The sequence below is a fragment of the Nitrosomonas europaea genome, assembly GCF_900167395.1.
Taxonomy (GTDB): Bacteria; Pseudomonadota; Gammaproteobacteria; order Burkholderiales; family Nitrosomonadaceae; genus Nitrosomonas; species Nitrosomonas europaea.
Map to the genome: position 1 here is coordinate 79,390 of NZ_FUWK01000003.1, position 18,143 is coordinate 97,532.

The window sequence follows — 18,143 nt, forward strand, 5'->3', positions numbered from 1 at the left end:
GGAATTCACAAGGGGGTTTTTGTATGTATGAGATAATCTGATTTTGTTTGTGACAGCGCATATCCTGGCATGCATAACACCATCGAAAATTTCATCGGCCATACTCCCCTGGTTCGGCTCAAGCGTATTCCGAGTGAAACCAGTAATACCATTCTGGCAAAGCTGGAAGGCAATAACCCGGCTGGTTCAGTCAAGGATCGGCCAGCCTATTCCATGATCATGCGTGCACAGCAACGCGGCGACATCCGGCCGGGAGATACGCTGATCGAAGCAACCAGTGGCAATACCGGTATTGCACTGGCCATGGCAGCGGCGATTCTGGGTTATCGCATGATTCTGGTCATGCCGGAGAATCTGAGCCTGGAGCGCCGTCAGGTAATGTCTGCATATGGTGCCGAGATTGTTCTGACTCCCAAAGAGGGAAGCATGGAGCTGGCCAGAGATACTGCTGAGCAACTGTGCAATGCCGGCAAGGGCATCATTCTCGATCAATTTTCCAATCCCGATAATCCGCTGGCGCATTATGAAACTACAGCCCCCGAGATCTGGCAGGATACGGCGGGAACGGTCACACATTTCGTAAGCAGTATGGGAACGACCGGCACGATCATGGGCTGTGCCCGCTATTTCCGCGAACAGGAGCAGAAGGTGGAAATTATCGGTGTGCAACCACAGGAGAATGCACAGATTCCCGGAATCCGTAAATGGCCGGAAGCTTATCTGCCCAAAATATATCAGCCGGAGCTGGTTGACCGTATTTTGCTGGTATCCCAGCAGGAAGCCGAGGAAATGGCTCGCCGTCTGGCGCGTGAGGAAGGATTGTTTACCGGTATTTCTTCTGGAGGGGCTCTGGCAGCCGCTCTGAAGGTTTCCGCGCAGGTGCAGAACGCAGTGATTGTTTTTATCGTATGCGATCGCGGGGATCGCTACTTATCGACCGGGGTTTTTCCTTCCTGAAAGGCATGAAACCGGATCGACTCTGGTTTCATCGTGGCGATTTTCTGGATTGTGTGTACCGACTGTTTACACGGTTCTGGTTGTTTTTTCTGATTCTTGTCTTATGTTTCCCGGCCATTGCCGCCACTCCCCGCTTTGATTTTACGCTGGAAAACATCCGGCACCCTGTTTTCAGTATTCGTTCTGCCGGTATCAAACTGATCGGTGCTCCGTCACCCACCCTCGAAATCAATTTGGGTGAAGTGGCGATCGGAAAGCAAACATGGCATGGCTTACGCTTGAGATGTAATCCGGTTCATATCGATCGCGAATCGATGAATTGCAATACGGGAACGTTGCAGATCGGTGAGCGATTTATGACAATGATTTTCCGGCTTTCCTTGCAACATAAACAGTTTGTGCTTGAAATCCGGCCAGCCTCAAATAAATCAAAGGAGAAATGGCGATTGGAGGTCAACTGGCAGGCAAGCAAGTGGCAAGGTGTCCTGCAAGTAGTAAACGGGGAGGGAAAATTTCTGGCTGATCTGCTGCCTCAGGGAGATGACCGGATACAGGTGCATCAGGCAATACTCAATGGAAACATCCGTCTGAGCGGGAACAACGCTTCAGTTTCAGCACTGTCAGCACGGCTGGGTATCAGTAAATTATCCTTCAGCGATGCGAGTGGTTTACACGCGGGCGAAGGGATCGATCTGCAGCTTGACGCAGATGCACAACAAAAACGGAATGACTGGCAGTGGCGGGGCAAAATCACTTGGCCAGAGGGTGAAATTTTCTGGCAACCGTTTTATTTCTCCGGAGAAGGGCATCAGTTAACTGCCAGAGGAACGGTAAAAGATGAGCGTATCAATATAACGCAGGGTGAATTCAATCTGGCGGGTACAGGTAAGGCTGATTTTTCTGCAGTGGCCGGTATTGCGGACCAGTCATTGCAGCAGGCGTGGTTATCGGCCAGAGATCTGGAATTATCTGCTTTGTTTGGCAGCATCATCCGGCCGCTGGCTGTGGATACTGCGCTGGCTGAGACAGAGGCTGCCGGGCAGATGAACATTGACTGGCGCTATCAGGGTAACGATAACCAGGAATTAATCGTCGGTTTGCAGGATGTATCGTTGACCGACGCGCACGGACGGTTTGCGGTTGAAAGGCTGAATGCCCATATACCATGGAATAGCAACGAAAAACGGGATGGGTCGATCCGGTTCAGCAACGCCCAGATGGTGGGAATCCCTCTAGGGGAGACATATATCCCGATCGGGACTGACGGGATGCGGTTCAGTATCCCTCGTGCAGAAATACCGGTACTGGACGGAAAAATGCTGATAGAAAATTTCGTGGCGTCCATGCAGGCGTCCGGCTGGCAATGGCAATTCGATGGATTACTTGCCCCGATCTCCATGGAGAAACTGACCGAATCCCTGCATATTCAACCGATGTTCGGGACATTGTCCGGCACCATACCGAGAATGAGCTACGCCAATTCAATTATGACGATGGACGGCGAACTCGTTTTTGGAATATTCGACGGGGTTGCGGTAGCCAGAAATCTGGCATTGTCCGGCCCCCTCAGCCTGACACCGCACTTGACCATGGATATGGCCATGTATCATATCGACCTTGATCTGTTGACGCGTGCCTACTCGTTTGGAAATATGCAGGGGCGAGTCGATGTGGAAATCGATGACCTTGAGTTGATTAACTGGGAGCCGGTGAAGTTTGACGCAAAACTGGCCAGCAGCGCGGGAGATTACAAACGCAGGATCAGTCAGGCGGCAATCAAAAATCTTATTGCACTGGGAGGTGGATTGGCGGTGACAGCTATTCAGAAAAGTTTTCTTGGTTTGTTCGAGCAATTTGGCTATGCGGAAATCGGCTGGAGCTGCAAGTTACGCGGCAGTGTCTGCAATATGGGAGGAATAGGACCGGCAACTCATGATGGAGGCTATATGCTGATCAAGGGCAGTGGCATACCGGCAATTACCATTACCGGCTATAATCGGAAAGTGGACTGGCCTGAGCTGCTCGAGCGCCTGAGACATGCCATTGAGAGCGGCAACCCGATTATTCACTGATGACGATGACAAAAAGTTATTACACCCCGATTCTGCTGGTAGCTGCCGGTTTTGTACTGACTGGCTGTGTAACCATCAACATCTACTTTCCGGCGGCAGCGGCCGAAAAAGTGGCTGATAAAATCATCGAAGAAGTATGGCAGACCGATGGGAACAGCGGCAAAAATGATCGGTCAGGGAATAAACCGGGTAATGATGTCAGCGATAAAACTGACAGTGAAACCGGCAAAACCAAACCATAAGATTTTGCATGGCCGTGGGAACCCTGTTCTTGAGAGGAAATATCCATGTATAAACAGTTAGTCCGATTCATGATGCTGGTATCACTGGGCTGCCTTTTGTATGCCGGTACTGCGACTGCAGTGGATTTTGAAGCCAATACCCCGGCGGTTACCCGGTTGAAGCAAAACATGCGACAGCGTCATGGTCAACTGGTGCCATTTTATGACAGCGGTGCGGTAGGTCTGACTCGTGATGGTCTGATCGTTCTGCGTGACGCTAATGCCGTACCATTATCCGGACGGCAATCAGTCAATTCCCTTGTGGCTGCCGAGAATCAGGATCGTAACGCACTCTATCGTGAAATTGCATTGGCCAATAATCATCCCGAGTGGGAAGGCAATATCCGTTCGACATTCGCCCAGCGATGGATTGCATCGGCCAGATCAGGCTGGTGGTATCAGCAGGAAAATGGTTCCTGGCAGAGAAAATAGCCTGGAATGGCAGTGCTGATGAGCTGTCATTCCAGGCACTATCAGAAAAACTGCTTGAAATAGAATGATAAATAAGTGAACATTATTAAATTTGGATGTGGGGGGGATTAACCCACTGGAGTGGCGGCGCAAGCCGCCATATTGTTTCAGGATCAGAAAAATATCAGGTGTACTTTCGTGTCTCATGTAATGAATACTTATGCACGGCTTCCTGTTACCTTTGTCAAGGGCGAGGGAGTCTGGCTGTGGGATGATCAGGGTAACCGTTACCTCGATGCGTTATCGGGTATCGCGGTTTGCGGAGTCGGGCATTGCCATCCAGTGCTGGTAAAGGCACTGTGCGAGCAGGTATCGACGTTGATCCATACTTCCAATGTCTACCATATCCAGCATCAGGAACGACTGGCTGACAGATTGACCAGCCTGTCGGGCCTGGAGAAAGCCTTCTTCTGTAATTCCGGAGCGGAAGCAAACGAGGCTGCCATCAAGCTGGCGCGACTTTATGGCCATAACCAGGGAATCAACCTGCCGACGATCATTGTGATGGAACGTTCATTTCATGGCCGGACGATGGCAACACTGACTGCCACGGGTAACCGCAAAACCCAGGCAGGTTTTGAACCGTTGCTGACCGGGTTCGTGCGGGTGCCTTACGATGATCTGGAAGCAGTCAACAAAGTAGCAGCCAACAACAGAGAAATCGTGGCTATCCTGCTGGAAACCTATCAGGGTGAAGGGGGAGTCAATTTTCCACAGGCCAATTATCTGCAGGGGCTGCGCAGGATTTGTGATCAGAATGGCTGGCTGTTGATGCTCGATGAAGTACAGTGCGGTCTGGGGCGTACGGGCAAGTGGTTTGCTTTTCAGCACAGTGAGGTCATGCCGGATGCCATGACACTGGCAAAAGGTTTGGGTTCTGGCGTGCCGATTGGTGCGTGTCTGGCGGGTGGGAAAGCAGCGGAAGTATTCAAACCCGGTAACCATGCCTCCACCTTTGGTGGCAATCCGCTGGCATGCAGGGCAGCATTGACTACCCTCGATATCATCGAACAGGAAGGGCTGATGGATAATGCGGTAACCATCGGTAATTTCATGTGGGAGGAATTCGGGCGTCGTTTACAGGCTTGGCAGGATGTGCTGAAAATTCGCGGGCAGGGGATGATGATCGGGATCGAGTTGCCGGTACCCTGCAGCGAGCTTGTGCCTGAAGCACTGAAACGTCGTGTATTGGTCAATGTCACCTCCGAGAAAGTGGTGCGGTTGCTGCCGGCATTAAATATGCAGAAAGCAGAAGCAGAACAGGTGGTGACCGAGGTTTCTGCACTCATTACCTGGTTTCTTGAGAGCCGGGTGAAATAGCCATCAGGCAGCCGTTATACGACGACTGCCAGAGAGATCTATCCCCCGGCAGATTCCCTGCTTGCTGTATTTTTCCAGATGCGACCGGATTTCAGTCCCGTTGATCTGATGATCGAGGCAGGACACGAGTGTTCTCGAAAATTTTTCATTAGTAAAAATCACTTATGCAGATCAGGCATTTTTTACAATTCAAGGATTTTGACCGCCAGGAATATGAATACCTGTTCGACCGGACACGCTGGATCAAAAATGAATTCAAGCAATACCGTCGCTACTGGCCACTGACCGATCGTACGCTCGCCATGATTTTCGAGAAACATTCGACCCGTACACGTCTTTCATTCGAGGCAGGGATGCACCAATTGGGTGGTAGTGCTATTTACCTTTCGACACGCGATACTCAGCTGGGTCGTGGTGAGCCGGTGGAGGACGCTGCCAGGGTTATCTCAAGAATGGTCGATATCATCACCTTACGTACTCACGAGCATGGGGTCATTGAACGCTTTGCTGAAAATTCACGGGTACCGGTGATCAATGGTTTGACAGATGAATACCATCCCTGCCAGATTCTGGCAGATATTTTCACTTTCATGGAACATCGTGGAAGTATTGCAGGTAAGACCGTAGCCTGGATCGGTGATTCCAATAATGTATGCAATACCTGGCTGCAGGCTGCTGAGGTGTTTGACTTCAACGTGCATGTTTCCACGCCACCGGGTTATGAAGTGGAGCCGGAACGGGCGGGTCTGTATGGCACGGATCACTACGAACAGTTTGTCTCTCCGCATGATGCAGTAAAAGACGCCGATCTGGTCACGACTGATGTGTGGACCAGCATGGGTTTCGAGGATGAGGCGGATACACGCAAAAATGATTTTGCAGATTTCCGGGTGGATGCTGAGATGATGGCCTGTGCCAAAGAAGAAGCCCTGTTCATGCATTGTCTGCCGGCACACCGCGGTGAAGAAGTGGATGCGGAGGTCATTGATGGCCCTCAGTCAGTAGTATGGGATGAAGCCGAGAATCGGCTGCATACACAAAAAGCACTGATGGAATATTTACTGCTGGGCAGGATTGGTGTCAGGTAGTTTTCGGTTATTCGGGAATTTTTTAATTGTGAAGAGACATGGATAAAGTCAAGAAAGCAGTACTGGCATTTTCAGGGGGGCTGGATACCTCAGTCATTTTGAAATGGCTGCAGGATACCTATCAGTGTGAGGTGGTTACTTTTACGGCGGATATCGGCCAGGGCGAGGAGATTGAGCCGGCACGTGCCAAAGCCGTACAGTTTGGCATCAGGGAAATCTTCATCGAGGATCTGCGCGAAGAGTTCGTGCGTGACTATGTTTTTCCCATGTTCCGTGCCAATACGATTTATGAAGGGGAATATCTGCTCGGGACCAGTATTGCCCGGCCGCTGATTGCCAAACGTCAGGTTGAAATTGCGCAGCAGACCGGCGCGGATGCGGTTTCTCACGGTGCTACCGGGAAGGGAAATGACCAGGTACGTTTTGAGCTTGGTTACTATGCGTTGCAGCCGGATATTCGGGTAATTGCTCCCTGGCGCGAGTGGGATCTGACTTCGCGTGAAAAACTGCTGACTTATGCCGAGAAGCAGGGTATCCCGATCGAAATGAAGCAGAAGGCAGGATCGCCCTACAGCATGGACGCCAATCTGCTCCATATTTCTTATGAGGGGCGTGCGCTGGAAGATCCGGCTGCGGAGCCGGAGGAGAGTATGTGGCGCTGGACAGTCTCGCCTGAAACTGCTCCGAGTGAGCCTGAATATCTGGATCTGGAATATGAACGCGGTGATATTGTTGCATTGAACGGTGAAAGGTTGTCTCCCGCAGCCATTCTGACCAGGCTTAACCAGTTGGGTGGAAAACATGGTATCGGCCGTCTCGATCTGGTGGAAAACCGTTATGTCGGGATGAAATCACGCGGCTGTTATGAAACGCCTGGTGGCACGATCATGTTGCGTGCCCATCGTGCAATCGAATCCATTACGCTTGACCGCGAAGTTGCGCATTTGAAAGATGATCTGATGCCGCGTTATGCAGCGCTGATTTATAACGGTTACTGGTGGAGTCCGGAAAGAAAACTGTTGCAGGTGCTCATCGATGAATCCCAGGTGAATGTGAATGGCCGGGTCAGAGTCAAATTGTATAAGGGTAATGTGATGGTTGTCGGGCGTGATTCCCGGACCGACTCGTTATTTGACCCCGACATTGCGACATTTGAAGAAGATGGTGGGGCTTATCATCAGGCTGATGCAGCAGGTTTCATCAAGCTCAATGCGCTGAGAATGCGGATTGCAAAAGCTCTCCGCAGGTGCTGAATTCGCAGAAAAACCTGCCCGTTTCACCATCGCCGTCAGTGTGGGGTGTTGGCCATGAGGCTATATGGTCGATATCTCTGCTGGCGGAGGTAACACCAACAACTTTGCCTTGCTGTCAGATTTGCAAAAGGTGCTGAGTTAATCGTTTTTCTGACTGTCTCCATTTTTCTTTGATCCGAAGTTATGTCACTCGAAATCCAAATAGTGAGTGAGGCTGGTATTTGGGGTGATGACGGTTACACGGGCAGGCAGCCAGGGAAAGGTTGGCTTGGAATCGTACCCGGTAACCACAGGGAAGAGGCTGGTGGTCAGGCTTGCAGCGCGCTGCGCAGGGTTTTTGCGCAATCCACCATTTTTTGCAAGGCTGTCTGCGTTTCCGGCCAGTTGCGTGTTTTCAGGCCGCAATCCGGGTTGACCCACAACAGCGTGGGATCGATATACCGGGAAGCCTTTTTCAGCAGTTCAAACATTTCCGATGCATCAGGTACCCGGGGGGAATGAATGTCATACACACCGGGGCCGATTTCATTCGGGTAGGAAAATTTCACGAAGGCATCCAGCAGTTCCATGCGGGAGCGTGAAGTTTCGATCGTGATTACATCGGCATCCAGTTCGGCGATGGCCGGCAGGATATCGTGAAACTCGGAATAGCACATATGAGTGTGAATCTGAGTTTCGTCTTTCACGCCGGAACTAGCGACACGGAATGCTTTTACCGCCCAGTCCAGATAAGATTTCCAGTCCTGTTTTCTGAGCGGGAGCCCTTCACGAAATGCCGGTTCATCGATCTGAATCATGCCGATGCCGGCATTTTCCAGATCTGCGACTTCATCACGAATTGCCAGCGCCAGTTGCAGTGCAGTGGTCGATCTCGGCTGATCATCGCGTACGAATGACCACATCAGCATGGTGACCGGCCCGGTCAGCATACCTTTGACCGGTTTACCGGTCTGGCTCTGAGCATATTTTATCCATTCGACAGTCATGGCTTCAGGACGGTAGACATCACCATACAAAATGGGAGGCTTGACACAGCGGGAACCGTAGCTTTGTACCCAGCCATTTTCCGTGAAGGCATAGCCCCATAATTGTTCGCCGAAATATTCCACCATGTCATTGCGCTCAGGTTCGCCATGAACCAGCACATCCAGCCCGATTTCTTCCTGTTTGCGAATCATTTCCCGAATTTCGGCACGCATGGCTGACAGATATTCGAGATGACTGAGCTCATTTTTTCTGAATGCAGCACGTGCCTGACGGATAGTGGCAGTTTGTGGAAAGGAGCCTATCGTAGTGGTAGGCAGCAGGGGCAGATTGAAGCGCTGCTGTTGCAGATGTTTTCGGGTTGCAAAGGGGTGGTTACGCTGACTGTCACGCTCGGTCAGATTATCGACTCTCTGGTGAACGATCGGATTATGGATGCGGCTGGATTCCGTTCTCGATCGCCTGGCTTCATCCGAGGCAGTCAGAATCGCTTCGACTGATTCTCTACCTTGATTCAATCCACGCCCGAGTGTAGTCATTTCTTCCAGCTTTTGAGCGGAAAATGCCAGCCAATTTTTGATTTCCGGCTCCAGTTTCGTTTCCAGTGCCAGATCCACCGGGCAATGCAGCAGGGAGCAGCTCGGAGCAATCCAGAGTTCACCCGCAAATCGGGATGCAGCCTGCGACAGTGTTTCCAGTTTTTGCGACAGATCGGCGCGCCATATATTGCGTCCATCGATGCAACCCAGCGACAGTGTTTTACCGGAGAAATCTTCGGTGAGAAATGATTCGAGCTGTTCCGGGGCGCTGCTTACGTCGATATGCAGCCCATCCACCGGCAGATTCTTGAGCAGGGTAAGATGGTGATCAACCGTACCGAAGTAAGTGGTGAGCAGCAGGCGACAGCTGCCGTCATGCAGTGTGTGATAGGCTTCTGCAAAACTATCCCGCCAGGGTTGTTCGAGATCGAGAGAAAGGATGGGCTCATCGATTTGTACCCATTCCACACCCAGCGAAGCGATTTTTTGCAGGATTTCCCGGTAAACCGGCAGCAGGCGGGGGAGCAGATCCAGTCGCTGAAAACCGGGTGTGACTTCCTTGCCAAGGTACAGATAGGTCAGCGGACCGATCAGGACAGCTTTTGCAGTTATTCCCAGTGCTTTAGCGTCTTCGATTTCCTGGAACAATCGGTCGGATGCCAGGCGGAATTGGGTGGTGTCATCAAATTCCGGAACGATGTAGTGGTAATTGGTGTTGAACCACTTGGTCATTTCCATTGCCGGCTGGTCGGCGGTGCCACGCGCCATGGCAAAGTACAGATCGGGCGAAATTTTGTCACCGGTATTCCCGAAACGGTGAGGAATCGCTCCGAGTAACGTGGTCATGTCGAGTATGTGGTCGTACAGTGAAAAATCGCCTACCGGGATCAGATCGATTCCTGCCTTTTGCTGTAACAGCCAGTTACCGGTACGGATTGCACGCGCTGTGGCCAGCAGTTGATCGACATCGTTTTGTCCTTTCCAGTAAGTTTCGAGTGCTTTTTTTAATTCGCGTTGTGCGCCGATTCTCGGAAATCCGAGGTTATGTGTCAGTGTTCTCATTCAATTCTCTCTACATGATCGGAAAAATCACCATTCTGTAGAATGCTCTATAATGAATCAAATGAAACTTTTTGTAATAAAATATGAATAATTTTCATATATGATCGAATTGCGGCATCTCCGTACGTTGAATGCATTACACGAGACCGGCAGCATTTCGCTGGCAGCGCAGCGTGTGCATTTGACTCAGTCCGCGCTATCTCATCAGATCAAGGCATTGCAGGAGTATTATCAGTTGCCCCTCATTCAACGCAGCGGTCATGCCGTGCAGTTGACGGAGGCAGGTAAACGTCTGGTAAAACTGGCGGAGAAAATACTGGGAGAAGTTCAGTCAGCAGAGCGGGATCTGGCAAAAATAGCCCGGCAGGCGGCAGGAAGTTTGCGGATCGTGCTGGAATGTCATACCTGTTTCGACTGGCTGATGCCCATCATGGATGATTTCCGGCAGCACTGGCCGGAAGTGGAACTCGATCTGGTTTCCGGTTTTCACAGTGATCCGGTAGCGCTGCTCAGACAGGATATTGCCGATGTGGTGATCGGCTCCGAAAACAGGCCGCAACAGGGGATCGTTCATTTTCCGCTGTTCCGCTTTGAGATTCTGGCAGTGCTGGCGCCAGATCATGTACTCGGTAACAAACGGGTACTGGAGGCGGTTGATTTTGCACAGGATGTATTGATTACCTATTCGGTCCCCGAGGAACGGATCGATCTGATCCGGCAGGTGTTGATTCCCGCTGGCGTCAGCTGGCAGCGGCGAACGACCGAGCTGACCGTGGCCATTCTGCAACTGGTGGCGAGCCGGCGGGGAATTGCCGCGTTGCCCGGTTGGGGCATCAAAAACTATCTGGATTACGAGTATGTGATTGCCAAACGTATCGGCACCCGTGGATTGTGGAGCGATCTGTACCTTTCGGTGCGGGAAGAGGATGCCTCATTGCGTTATCTGCAGGATTTTCTGGAGACTATTGGTCAGATCTGCTTTGCCAGGCTGGATGGAATCAGGCCACTGAGCGGGAAAAGGAAAGAGAAAAAACGAGAGGCCAGAAAGACGATCGGGCAGTCATCTCCGGTTTAAGGAAGGCGACTGCCCGGTATGGGTCGTTTGCTTATCAGACTTGCAGGATCAGTGCAGGGTGGCTGCGGTTTTTTCCTCGCAAATGAGATTGGCACAGTAATTTTCGTGGATACCATCCAGGAATTTCCACAGTGCATCGCAAGCCCGGCGTGTAGCGGCCAGTACTTCAGCCTGTTTTTCCGGTGTATCGGCAAATTTCTCGATGATTGCCCATTCGGCTTGTGAATGGAAGATATCGGCTGTCTGATGAACCGAGAAGAATTCGTAGCTGTCCGGATCTTTCATACCGTAAAACTTGGCCAGACCATCGATTTTGACGGCAGCAATATCAGGCACCTGAGATTCGAACGCATGTAATGCGGCCAATCCTGCATAGAATGGTTCGTTGATGCAGATATCACGGAAAGTTGCCACCAGGTTTTCTGTTTCCGGCAGCGCATCGGCTTGTGTCAGGCTGGCATCGTCGGCTCCCAGCGCAAATGCAAATGCTTTCCACAGAGCAGGATGATTTTTCTCTCCGTGTTCTTCATCGATCAGGTTTTTCAGAACTTCCTGACGAATGCTGATATCACCACTATTTTCCACATTATGGAAATGCGGGGTATTGAAGTGAACTGCGCTGAGATAGGTAGGCTCTGCCAGCACATTGTAGAAATACTGCTCAGCATAGTGGCGTAACTGTTCACGAGTCAGTTTGCCTTCGGTCCAGGCAATGTAGAACGGATGCTGCAGCAGGTGTCTGCTTTGAATGATGGAATCGACCTGTTGCTTGAATGTGTTTGTAGCCATGAAAAGCTCCTGTTCAGAGTGAAATGAAATAATATGATGCTTTTTTTATCATCGCCAATTCGGTAAATGAAGTCAAATTGATACAAGGATTTCATGCCCGGGAACCGTATCTGTTTCATGGGCGGAAAGTCATGTTACAATTACAGCTTGCAATATGGCGCGATGATAGAATGGCCGTTTTTCAATAAAAATCAGAGAGAAATATTATGTTTTCACAGAGCTTGACGATTGAGCAGGTCGATCCGGATTTATGGCAGGCTATCAAAGGTGAAGTACAGCGGCAGGAAGATCATATCGAGCTGATTGCCTCGGAAAATTATGCCAGTCCGGCCGTTTTACAGGCACAGGGTACCGTACTGACAAACAAGTATGCTGAAGGGTATCCGGGCAAGCGGTATTACGGGGGGTGCAGGTATGTGGATATCGTCGAGCAGCTTGCTATCGACCGTCTCCGGAATCTGTTCAATGCGGAATATGTCAACGTGCAGCCACACTCCGGTTCTCAGGCAAATGCCGCGGTCTATCTGTCGGCTCTGAAGCCCGGAGATACGCTCCTGGGTATGTCGCTGGCTCATGGTGGACATTTGACTCACGGATCAGCAGTCAATATGAGTGGCAAGATATTCAATTCAATCTCTTACGGTCTGAATCCGGAAACCGAAGAGATCGATTACGCAGAACTGGAGCGGCTTGCACATGAGCATAAACCGCGCATGATCGTGGCTGGAGCATCCTCCTATGCACGAGTCATAGACTGGAAAGCTTTTCGTCAGATTGCTGACAACGTGGGTGCCTATCTGTTTGTTGATATGGCGCACTATGCCGGATTGATTGCTGCCGGTTACTATCCCAATCCTGTGGGAATCGCTGATTTTGTCACCAGTACCACACATAAAACACTGCGTGGTCCGCGTGGCGGAGTAATCATGGCCAAGCCGGAACATGAAAAGGCACTCAATTCGGCAGTATTTCCGCAGACACAAGGCGGCCCGCTGATGCATGTCATCGCGGCCAAAGCAGTGGCTTTCAAGGAAGCCTCCAGCCAGGCGTTCAAGGATTACCAGAAGCAGGTCATCGAGAATGCACGTGTCATGGCAAGGGTGCTGCAACAGCGCGGCCTGCGTATCGTATCTGGCCGTACGGATTGCCATATGTTCCTGGTCGATCTGCGTGCCAAAAATCTGACAGGAAGGGAGGCAGAATCCGCGCTGGAGGCGGCGCATATTACCGTCAACAAGAATGCGATTCCGAATGATCCGCAAAAACCTTTCGTTACCAGTGGAATACGGATCGGTACTCCGGCCATTACTACGCGCGGATTCAAGGAGCCTGAGTCCGAGGAACTTGCCAATCTGGTGGCTGATGTGCTGGATGCTCCGGCCAACACAGCAGTGCTGGATCAGGTCGCCCGGAAAGCGCAGGCATTGTGTACGAAGTTTCCGGTGTATGGAAACTGATGTTCGTTTCAATTTGGAGGTGTGGCGGTGAGATGTCCGTTCTGCGGTGCTGAGGATACCAGTGTAGTTGATTCGCGAATCAGTGAGGAAGGTGCACGGATCAGGCGCAGACGGCGTTGCGTGGAATGCGAGAAGCGCTTTACAACCTATGAGACGGTTGAATTGCGTTTCCCGCAGGTCATCAAGCAAGATGGTAATCGTGTGGAATTCAACCGGGAAAAACTCTACACCAGCTTTGCCCGGGCGTTGCACAAACGCCCGGTTCCAACCGGGCAGGTGGATGCTGCAATCGAGCGCATACTGCAAAAACTGCTGGGAAGCGGGGTGCAGGAAATTTCATCACGCACGATCGGTGAATGGGTCATGCAGGAGCTTTACAGCCTGGATAAAGTGGCTTACATACGCTTTGCTTCGGTATACAGAAGTTTTGAGGATGTAGGAGATTTTCAGGAAGTCATCAGGGAAGTTCAGTCGTCTCCGCAGAACGGTGATGGCCCATCCTCCTGACAAGAATTAAAACGGCTACTTGCTTTTCAGTATCATTTTCACCGCATTGAATCAAGCAATCAGCCTGAATCGAGGAGATTGTGGTCGTACAAAAAGAGATTGCCGGGCAATTCCGTCAGTTTGCCTGTTTGCCGCTTTGTTCGGTTACGAGGGTAACTTTCGCAAACTTTCTCTTGCCAATCTGGGCAATGACGGTGACATTGGATGGGATGATCCGGGTTTTGTCGCTTACCTTATCTCCATTCAGTTTTACCCCGCCCTGCTCGATCATGCGCAGAGCTTCACTGGTACTGGCAGTCAACCCGGCCAGCTTGAGCAGTTGTGGAAGAGCCAGTCCGGCATCCTGAATATACAGCTTCTTCTCCGGAATATCGTCAGGGATGACACCTTTGCTGAAACGGGCTTCGAATTCTTCTGCCGCTCGAACGGCATCAGTCTGACTATGGAAACGTGCCACGATTTCCCGAGCGAATCGCATTTTGATTTCACGCGGATTACAGCCTGATTCCACTTCATTTTGCCACTGGCGTACGGTTTCCAGTGATTCAAAAGACAGTAATTCGATATAACGCCACATCAGAGTATCGCTTACCGACATCAGTTTGCCGAATATCTCAGCAGGTGATTCATTGATGCCGACATAGTTGTTGAGTGACTTGGACATTTTCTGGATACCATCGAGTCCTTCCAGAAGAGGCATGGTCAGGATGCATTGGGGTGGCTGACCATAATGCTTCTGTAATTCACGTCCTACCAGTAAATTGAATTTCTGATCGGTGCCGCCCAGTTCGAGATCAGCCTTCAATGCCACTGAATCGTAGCCCTGAACGAGCGGATAAAGAAACTCATGAATGGCGATTGGCCGGTTCTCGTGATAGCGTTTGCTGAAATCGTCCCGCTCCAGCATGCGTGCGACAGTATAAGTGGCCGCTAGCCTGATGACATCCGCCGCGCTGAATTTATCCATCCACGATGAATTGAAAACCACCTCTGTCTGCTCAGGTTTAAGTATTTTGAATACCTGAGATGCATAAGTGTCTGCATTTTGCGTAATCTGCTCGCGTGTCAGGGGCGGACGTGTGGCGCTTTTGCCGCTGGGATCACCAATCATTCCGGTAAAATCACCAATCAGAAACAGAATATGATGGCCGAGATCCTGAAGCTGGCGCAGCTTGTTCAGCAGGACGGTATGTCCCAGATGCAGATCCGGTGCGGTTGGGTCAAAGCCGGCTTTAACTCTGAGAGGCCTGCCCTGGGCGAGCTTCTGTGCGAATTCCTCTTCGATCAGCAGCTCCTGACAGCCGCGCCTGATTAGCTGCAGTTGATGAGAAATTGATTCAGACACGGCTACTCAACAAAAAATCAGTCGTCATCATATTTATGCATTTCCATGTTAGACTTAAAAAGTTTCCAACAGACGAAATAGGAGTGATGGCATTTGATTTACTACCAGTCACCTCGCAAAAGAAGAAGCATTCTAGCGCAAAAGCTCGCTGTTCTCGCACAAAAAAAAGTACGCTGGATAACCATTTTGTCCAGTTTGCCGTTATTCGGAATGGTTACTGCCTTCGGGATCGTTCCTGATGCTCCCCCGCATGAAATACCTGGTAAAAAAATCGTTCGTCCTTTACAGCTTCCGGAAAAATTTGCATCTTCTGACCCCGAGATGACATTCTGGCACCAGGAAAGTATACGCCGGGGGGATACCATTGTAGCGATTCTTGCTCGCCTTGAAATCAGCCAGGAAGATAAAAACAATTTTCTGGATGCGACTCGTGGCAGCAAGGCAATGAGCCAGCTTAAGCCGGGCGAAGTCGTTCATGCGGAAACTCGTCCAGATGGAGAATTGCTGACATTACGTTATTTCTATGGAAATGGTGAGCAGTTCCAGGTTGAAAAAGTGGACGGTGCGTTTGAACTGAGTGAGCAATCCGGTAAAAGTGATACTCATATCCAGATCGGTTCAGGGGTAATCAGCACTTCATTGTTTGCAGCCGTTGATAAGGCCGATTTGCCGAGTACAATTGCTTCTCAGATGATCGATATTTTCTCCAGCAGTATCGACTTCCATCGGGATATCCAGAAAGGTGACTATTTTACAGTCGTTTATGAATCCAGGCAGGATGAAGGTGGAAAAATTCAGGTGGGCCGAGTGCTTGCAGTAGAGTTTTTCAATAAGGGTAAATCCCGGAGAGCCGTTTATTTTCAACCATCAGACGGTAAGGGTGAATACTACACACCTGAAGGAGAAAGCCTGCGTCGACCTTTCCTGATGGCACCTCTGAAATTTTCCCGGATCAGCTCCGGATTCTCCAATGCGCGCTATCATCCCATATTGAAGCGATGGCGCGCCCACAGGGGAGTCGACTATGCTGCTCCGAGAGGAGTGCCTGTGATGGCGACGGCGGATGGTATCGTTGAATACAAGGGCTGGCAGAATGGCTACGGAAATTTGGTGGTACTCAAACATAATGCACAGTACAGCTCTGCGTATGGTCATCTTTCGGGTTTCGACAAGAGATTGCAGAAAGGAAAGCGTGTCAGGCAGGGGGATGTTATCGGTTTTGTTGGGTCAACCGGAATGGCAACCGGTCCGCATCTCCACTATGAGTTACGGGTAAACGGTGTTCAGCGTGATCCTTCCAGAATCGTCATGCCGGCTGCTCAGCCCATTAGTAAGAAACATTATTCAACTTTCCGTAGACAAACCAGCGAGTTGCTTTCCCAGCTTGATCTGCTGCGTAATTCCAGCTTTGCTGCGTTGAACTGATTCAGTTCCGGGCAGTACACATATCGGATGAAATGTATTACGTCGGCATCATGTCGGGTACCAGTCTGGATGGTATCGATGCAGTACTGGTAGATTTCTCCGGGCCGTCGTTTTCGCTGCTGCATACTTGTTATATTCCCTATGATCAGTCTCTCCGAGCTGCGCTGTTGGGCCTGAATCAGGCCGGTGAAAATGAACTGCACCGTGCAGCTATACTGAGTAACCAGTTGTCAGGGTGGTATGCGCAAGCAGTGGGACGGTTGCTTGAGAAATCCGGGATTGATCCCGGGGAGATCATAGCAGTTGGCTGCCATGGCCAGACGATCAGGCATTGCCCGCAACCGGAAAACGGCTACAGTATCCAACTGGTAAATGGTGCCCTGCTGGCGGAATTGACAGGTATGACTGTCGTGACTGATTTCAGGAGTCGTGATATTGCTGCCGGAGGGCAGGGAGCACCACTGGTTCCTGCATTTCATCATGAAATGTTTGCACACCGGGATATTCACCGCCTGATCATCAATATCGGTGGGATCACCAATATAACCAGTTTACCCGTCAGTGGCGGTGTGAATGGCTTTGACTGTGGACCAGGGAATATGTTGATGGATGCCTGGTGTCTGAAGCATACAGGTATGACTTATGACCACAATGGATCATGGGCGGAATCAGGAAGGGTGATCAATCCACTACTGGAAAATCTGCTGAATTTTCCCTATTTTTCTTTGCCACCACCAAAAAGTACCGGCAGAGAAATGTTCAGTCTTGACTGGTTGCAACCTTGTTTGAGGGGTGATGAAGCTACACAGGATGTTCAGTCCACGTTGCTGCAGTTGACTGTGCGAACGATCACCGATTCAGTCGAGACTTACTATCCTGCTGTCCGTGAGCTCTATTTATGCGGGGGAGGGGCGCATAACGGCACCCTGGTTACCCGGTTGCAGCAGCAATTACCGGGTCGGAGAATCAACCTAACTGATGCACTGGGTATCGAGGCTGACTGGGTGGAGGCGTGCGCATTCGCCTGGCTGGCGCGACAATCGATTGAACGCGCTCCTGGCAATCTTCCTGCTGTAACCGGCGCAACTGGCAGCCGGACGCTGGGTGCGATTTACCCGGCCTGAGACTTCAGACCGAGAAGGAAGAGCCGCATCCGCATGTGCTGGCTGCGGATGGATTTTTGATAACGAACTGTGCGCCTTGGGCACTTTCCTGATAGTCGATTTCTGCGCCTACCAGGTACTGAAAGCTCATCGAATCGACCAATAGTTTCACTCCCTGCTTTTCCATCACGAAATCATCTTCGTTGACGATCTCATCGAAGGTAAAGCCGTATTGGAACCCGGAGCAGCCGCCACCACTGACGAAAACCCTTAATTTGAGCGCCTGATTATCCTCTTCTTCAATCAGTTCTTTTACTTTGCTGGCAGCACCATCGGTAAAATTCAATGGAGGTTGAGCTGCACTTGTTTCTTCATGGATCGTTGTACCCATTTTGTTCACCTGTCTATGTGATTG

Annotated in this window: 16 protein-coding genes; 12 read left to right on the top strand and 4 right to left on the bottom strand. The window is 50.7% G+C overall.

Going from position 1 to position 18,143, the window contains the following annotated elements; translation table 11 throughout:
- The first annotated feature begins 69 nt into the window (after window positions 1–69).
- The 7 genes from cysM (at window position 70) to B5D58_RS02105 (ending at window position 7,442) form a co-directional block, all read left to right on the top strand.
- The gene (gene cysM / locus B5D58_RS02075) at window positions 70–957 is read left to right on the top strand and encodes a cysteine synthase CysM (protein WP_011112011.1); all 888 of its coding nucleotides are present in this window, start codon (window positions 70–72) and stop codon (window positions 955–957) included.
- Window positions 909–3,029 (top strand): hypothetical protein, encoded by a 2,121-nt coding sequence (locus tag B5D58_RS02080; protein WP_234988957.1) that lies wholly within the window; start codon window positions 909–911, stop codon window positions 3,027–3,029. The genes cysM and B5D58_RS02080 overlap by 49 nt, the downstream gene beginning before the upstream one ends.
- A complete protein-coding gene (locus B5D58_RS02085) occupies window positions 3,029–3,271 on the top strand; it encodes a hypothetical protein (RefSeq protein ID WP_011112009.1) in 243 nt (80 codons plus the stop codon). The genes B5D58_RS02080 and B5D58_RS02085 overlap by 1 nt, the downstream gene beginning before the upstream one ends.
- A 45-nt stretch (window positions 3,272–3,316) precedes the next feature.
- Window positions 3,317–3,742 carry a YdbL family probable chaperone protein gene (locus B5D58_RS02090; protein ID WP_011112008.1) on the top strand — a complete coding sequence of 142 codons (426 nt, stop codon included), beginning with the start codon at window positions 3,317–3,319 and terminating at the stop codon, window positions 3,740–3,742.
- Window positions 3,743–3,919: 177 nt separating this feature from the next.
- A complete protein-coding gene (locus tag B5D58_RS02095; protein WP_011112007.1) occupies window positions 3,920–5,101 on the top strand; it encodes an aspartate aminotransferase family protein in 1,182 nt (393 codons plus the stop codon).
- Between the two features lie 164 nt (window positions 5,102–5,265).
- The gene (gene argF / locus B5D58_RS02100) at window positions 5,266–6,189 is read left to right on the top strand and encodes an ornithine carbamoyltransferase (RefSeq protein ID WP_011112006.1); all 924 of its coding nucleotides are present in this window, start codon (window positions 5,266–5,268) and stop codon (window positions 6,187–6,189) included.
- 38 nt (window positions 6,190–6,227) lie between these two features.
- The gene (locus B5D58_RS02105; protein WP_011112005.1) at window positions 6,228–7,442 is read left to right on the top strand and encodes an argininosuccinate synthase; all 1,215 of its coding nucleotides are present in this window, start codon (window positions 6,228–6,230) and stop codon (window positions 7,440–7,442) included.
- A gap of 308 nt (window positions 7,443–7,750) precedes the next feature.
- Here B5D58_RS02105 and metE read toward each other — a convergent pair whose 3' ends face one another.
- A complete protein-coding gene (gene metE / locus B5D58_RS02110; protein WP_011112004.1) occupies window positions 7,751–10,027 on the bottom strand; it encodes a 5-methyltetrahydropteroyltriglutamate--homocysteine S-methyltransferase in 2,277 nt (758 codons plus the stop codon).
- Window positions 10,028–10,127: 100 nt separating this feature from the next.
- Here metE and B5D58_RS02115 point away from each other — a divergent pair, with 100 nt between their 5' ends.
- Window positions 10,128–11,102, top strand: coding sequence for a LysR family transcriptional regulator (locus B5D58_RS02115; RefSeq protein WP_011112003.1), 975 nt, complete (start codon window positions 10,128–10,130; stop codon window positions 11,100–11,102).
- A gap of 48 nt (window positions 11,103–11,150) precedes the next feature.
- Here the strand turns inward: B5D58_RS02115 and B5D58_RS02120 are convergent, their stop codons facing one another.
- Window positions 11,151–11,891, bottom strand: coding sequence for a 4-aminobenzoate synthase (locus B5D58_RS02120; RefSeq protein WP_011112002.1), 741 nt, complete (start codon window positions 11,889–11,891; stop codon window positions 11,151–11,153).
- Window positions 11,892–12,097: 206 nt separating this feature from the next.
- On the opposite strand from B5D58_RS02120, the gene glyA reads away from it, so the two are divergent.
- On the top strand, window positions 12,098–13,348 hold the full coding sequence (glyA, locus tag B5D58_RS02125) for a serine hydroxymethyltransferase (protein ID WP_011112001.1): 1,251 nt from the start codon (window positions 12,098–12,100) through the stop codon (window positions 13,346–13,348).
- 27 nt (window positions 13,349–13,375) lie between these two features.
- Window positions 13,376–13,855, top strand: coding sequence for a transcriptional regulator NrdR (gene nrdR, locus B5D58_RS02130; RefSeq protein ID WP_011112000.1), 480 nt, complete (start codon window positions 13,376–13,378; stop codon window positions 13,853–13,855).
- Between the two features lie 115 nt (window positions 13,856–13,970).
- Here the strand turns inward: nrdR and tyrS are convergent, their stop codons facing one another.
- Window positions 13,971–15,200, bottom strand: a complete 1,230-nt coding sequence (tyrS, locus tag B5D58_RS02135) for a tyrosine--tRNA ligase (RefSeq protein ID WP_011111999.1) — start codon at window positions 15,198–15,200, stop codon at window positions 13,971–13,973.
- 186 nt (window positions 15,201–15,386) lie between these two features.
- Here tyrS and B5D58_RS02140 point away from each other — a divergent pair, with 186 nt between their 5' ends.
- Both B5D58_RS02140 and B5D58_RS02145 read left to right on the top strand, forming a co-directional pair.
- On the top strand, window positions 15,387–16,625 hold the full coding sequence (locus B5D58_RS02140) for a peptidoglycan DD-metalloendopeptidase family protein (protein WP_234988959.1): 1,239 nt from the start codon (window positions 15,387–15,389) through the stop codon (window positions 16,623–16,625).
- A gap of 32 nt (window positions 16,626–16,657) precedes the next feature.
- Window positions 16,658–17,749 carry an anhydro-N-acetylmuramic acid kinase gene (locus tag B5D58_RS02145; protein ID WP_011111997.1) on the top strand — a complete coding sequence of 364 codons (1,092 nt, stop codon included), beginning with the start codon at window positions 16,658–16,660 and terminating at the stop codon, window positions 17,747–17,749.
- A 4-nt stretch (window positions 17,750–17,753) separates the two neighbouring features.
- Here B5D58_RS02145 and erpA read toward each other — a convergent pair whose 3' ends face one another.
- Entirely contained in the window at window positions 17,754–18,119 is a 366-nt protein-coding gene (erpA, locus tag B5D58_RS02150) for an iron-sulfur cluster insertion protein ErpA (protein ID WP_011111996.1), read from the bottom strand.
- Window positions 18,120–18,143 lie beyond the last annotated feature (24 nt).

Coding starts and splice junctions, on each gene's coding strand:
- cysM (WP_011112011.1), top strand. CDS start 70: ATGCATAACACCATCGAAAATTTCATCGGCCATACTCCCCTGGTTCGG.
- B5D58_RS02115 (WP_011112003.1), top strand. CDS start 10,128: ATGATCGAATTGCGGCATCTCCGTACGTTGAATGCATTACACGAGACC.
- B5D58_RS02105 (WP_011112005.1), top strand. CDS start 6,228: ATGGATAAAGTCAAGAAAGCAGTACTGGCATTTTCAGGGGGGCTGGAT.
- B5D58_RS02090 (WP_011112008.1), top strand. CDS start 3,317: ATGTATAAACAGTTAGTCCGATTCATGATGCTGGTATCACTGGGCTGC.
- erpA (WP_011111996.1), bottom strand. CDS start 18,119: ATGGGTACAACGATCCATGAAGAAACAAGTGCAGCTCAACCTCCATTG.
- metE (WP_011112004.1), bottom strand. CDS start 10,027: ATGAGAACACTGACACATAACCTCGGATTTCCGAGAATCGGCGCACAA.
- B5D58_RS02085 (WP_011112009.1), top strand. CDS start 3,029: ATGACGATGACAAAAAGTTATTACACCCCGATTCTGCTGGTAGCTGCC.
- B5D58_RS02145 (WP_011111997.1), top strand. CDS start 16,658: ATGTATTACGTCGGCATCATGTCGGGTACCAGTCTGGATGGTATCGAT.
- argF (WP_011112006.1), top strand. CDS start 5,266: ATGCAGATCAGGCATTTTTTACAATTCAAGGATTTTGACCGCCAGGAA.
- B5D58_RS02080 (WP_234988957.1), top strand. CDS start 909: ATGCGATCGCGGGGATCGCTACTTATCGACCGGGGTTTTTCCTTCCTG.
- glyA (WP_011112001.1), top strand. CDS start 12,098: ATGTTTTCACAGAGCTTGACGATTGAGCAGGTCGATCCGGATTTATGG.
- B5D58_RS02120 (WP_011112002.1), bottom strand. CDS start 11,891: ATGGCTACAAACACATTCAAGCAACAGGTCGATTCCATCATTCAAAGC.